Origin of the sequence: Nitratireductor aquibiodomus NL21 = JCM 21793, assembly GCF_000615975.1 — a bacterium.
GTDB lineage: Bacteria > Pseudomonadota > Alphaproteobacteria > Rhizobiales > Rhizobiaceae > Nitratireductor > Nitratireductor aquibiodomus.
The window spans coordinates 1-2,482 of record NZ_BAMP01000170.1; the positions used below are offsets into that span (position 1 = coordinate 1).

Genomic DNA, 2,482 nt, shown 5'->3' on the forward strand with positions numbered 1-2,482 from the left:
ACTTCCTTGGCGTATTTTCGGCGGCAATTGTACCAATACGTCAATGCGCCCTTGGGTGTCAGGCCCGCTCCCTCTATCATCGCTGAAACAACGGTTTCCTGCGGCTGAGTGTTCAGAGCGCGATAAATCGCCATCGACGCATCGACCTTGGTTTTACCCTGCGCAATCAACGCCTGACCCTGTGCGATAGCCTGCTCGATGGCCTTCGCGTCGTCTTCACTGACAATAACCGACTGCTTCTTCGCTGCCATTTGACAAACTCCTTTTGACTGCGGCGACCATCCTTCTGATTGATCACAACAGACAACGGAAAAGGCTTGGCAGGATTCCGAGGTGGTTCGATTACTGTCGGCAGGCTTGCCCGGCGGGTAGAGAACCCCGGCTCAATGAACGCGCTGAGACCACAAGCTTTTCCGGATTTTTCCAAAAGGAAAACTGGGGCCGTTTCCTTCCCTGCAGGCCAGAATTCCAGGCGCACTCCAAGGCGCGAAGGGATTTATAACTTACTGATAAATATGGGATAATAATTCGCGGCGATAGTTGGGAAGCTGACAGGCTACCATTACATCATACCCGCGCAGCGCGCATTAATCCGCGACCTTAAGCCCGGCGTCAAGCGGGTTTGTGAGTGGGTGGTGCGGTTGTTGTTGGCATTGTGGGCGGCGAACTCCGGGGGGCCTGGGCATTCCTTCAGCGAAGGCGTCTGACGGGGGCGTTGCGGAACAGATACAGGGCGCAGAGCGCTGTTGCTGACAGTGTCATGGCAAGAAAGGGCAACCCGCCTCTGTTCATGCCCGGAAACATGAAAAAGACGATGGCTGCAGCGATGATCGCAGTCAGCCCGAGCGAGACGCGCAATGTCAGCCATCTCAGGAGGGCGATGGTGAGAGCGCCCTGAATGCAGACGAGCAGGAAGGAATACTCCGACAATCAATCTCACCAAACGGTTGGATTTGCAGGACGCATGACAATCCTCTGAGGTCTTGGCAATTCCCAGAATCTCTTTTGAGGTGTCCGCTCTGATAATCGAATGCTTTTACAAAAAATTTTTGATTCAAAAAAATTGACTCGTAATTCCGATTATGCAGACTGTCGCCGTAACGCTTGAGGGGGAGCTCGATGACGGACAGGCCTGACGCAGCCAAGGAAGCGGCGATTCACACTCGCGGTGTTCGCAAGACATTCGCCGCAGTGGGAGGCGACGAACGCTGCGTCGCGCTTGCAGACGTCGACCTTGACGTTTCTCAAAGCGAAGTCGTGGTTGTCATCGGCCCTTCCGGCTCGGGGAAAAGCACGCTGCTGCGCACCCTCAACGGATTGGAAAGGGTCGATTCCGGGACCATCAGGGTGGCCGGCCGCGCGGTAACCGACCGGCGCACGGACCTGCCATCGCTGCGCGCCGACGTTGGCATGGTGTTTCAGCACTTCAACCTGTTCCTGCACAAAACCGCTCTGGAAAACGTGGCGCTGCCACAGCGCATCGTGCGCGGACGCTCCCGGCGCGAGGCTGAGGAAATCGCCATGTCGTTTCTTAAGCGCGTCGGTGTAGAGGACCGCCGGCATCACTATCCGAGCCAGCTTTCCGGCGGACAGCAACAGCGCGTCGCCATCGCAAGAGCGCTGGCGATGCATCCGCAGGTCATGCTGTTCGATGAAGCCACCTCGGCGCTCGATCCCGAAATGGTCGGCGGCATTCTCGATCTGATGCGCGAACTGGCGAGCGAAGGCATGACCATGGCGGTCGTGACGCATGAGATGGGCTTCGCCCGCGACGTGGCGGACCGCGTCATCTTCATGGATGCGGGCGCCATCGTGGAACAGGGCGCGCCTGAGACGCTCTTCGACAACGCGCAGAATGCCCGCACCAGACAGTTTCTTTCGCAAATCCACTAAAGACCCAGCGGCATGCGGGTCACAACCACCAGGGAGGAACCAGAATGAAATCTATTCTCAAGACAGCGCTCGCCGCTGTAACCGCCATCGGCGTGACCTTCGGAATGAGCGGCTCTGCAAGTGCCGAAACTGAAATGGACGAGATCCTACAGCGCGGTGAATTGCGCGTCGGCGTGCAGACGCAGGGCGCGCCTGTGAGCTTCATCAACAAGGATGGCGAACGCACCGGCCTGGCGATCGAGATCGTCAAGATGATGGCCGACGATCTGGGTGTGAAACTGGTTCTTCAGGACTATGACTGGAAGGGCCTCATCCCCGCATTGCTGGCCAGCAAGTTCGACTTTATCGCAGCCGACATGACGCCCACACCGCAGCGTACGGCGCAACTGCTTTTCTCCCGCCCGTTCTTCTATCAGGACACGGTTGCAATGACCGCCAAGGACAGCGGCCGCACCACCTGGGAAGACCTGAACAAGGAAGGTCTCAATGTGGGCGGCGTGCAGGGCGGCACCTATGTGACCGCGATCAAGGAATTCCTGCCCAACGCAACCGTCAAGGAATTTGCCAGCGGCCCCGCAGCCGCCCAGGC

Annotated in this window: 4 protein-coding genes; 2 read left to right on the plus strand and 2 right to left on the minus strand. The window is 58.0% G+C overall.

Features of this window, described 5'->3' with window-relative positions; translation table 11 throughout:
- Together JCM21793_RS22875 and JCM21793_RS22880 are read right to left on the minus strand one after the other, a co-directional pair.
- A partial coding sequence (locus JCM21793_RS22875; RefSeq protein ID WP_025031846.1) for a hypothetical protein occupies positions 1–251 on the minus strand: 251 nt, incomplete at its 3' end.
- A gap of 439 nt (positions 252–690) precedes the next feature.
- Positions 691–930, minus strand: coding sequence for a hypothetical protein (locus tag JCM21793_RS22880; RefSeq protein WP_025031847.1), 240 nt, complete (start codon positions 928–930; stop codon positions 691–693).
- 189 nt (positions 931–1,119) lie between these two features.
- Here JCM21793_RS22880 and JCM21793_RS22885 point away from each other — a divergent pair, with 189 nt between their 5' ends.
- Both JCM21793_RS22885 and JCM21793_RS22890 read left to right on the plus strand, forming a co-directional pair.
- A complete protein-coding gene (locus tag JCM21793_RS22885) occupies positions 1,120–1,893 on the plus strand; it encodes an amino acid ABC transporter ATP-binding protein (protein ID WP_025031848.1) in 774 nt (257 codons plus the stop codon).
- Between the two features lie 44 nt (positions 1,894–1,937).
- Positions 1,938–2,482 (plus strand): ABC transporter substrate-binding protein (locus tag JCM21793_RS22890; RefSeq protein ID WP_025031849.1); only part of this gene is annotated, 545 nt, incomplete at its 3' end.

What these genes read in the sequence shown, in the direction of transcription:
- JCM21793_RS22885 (WP_025031848.1), top strand. Translation starts at nt 1,120, where the DNA reads ATGACGGACAGGCCTGACGCAGCCAAGGAAGCGGCGATTCACACTCGC.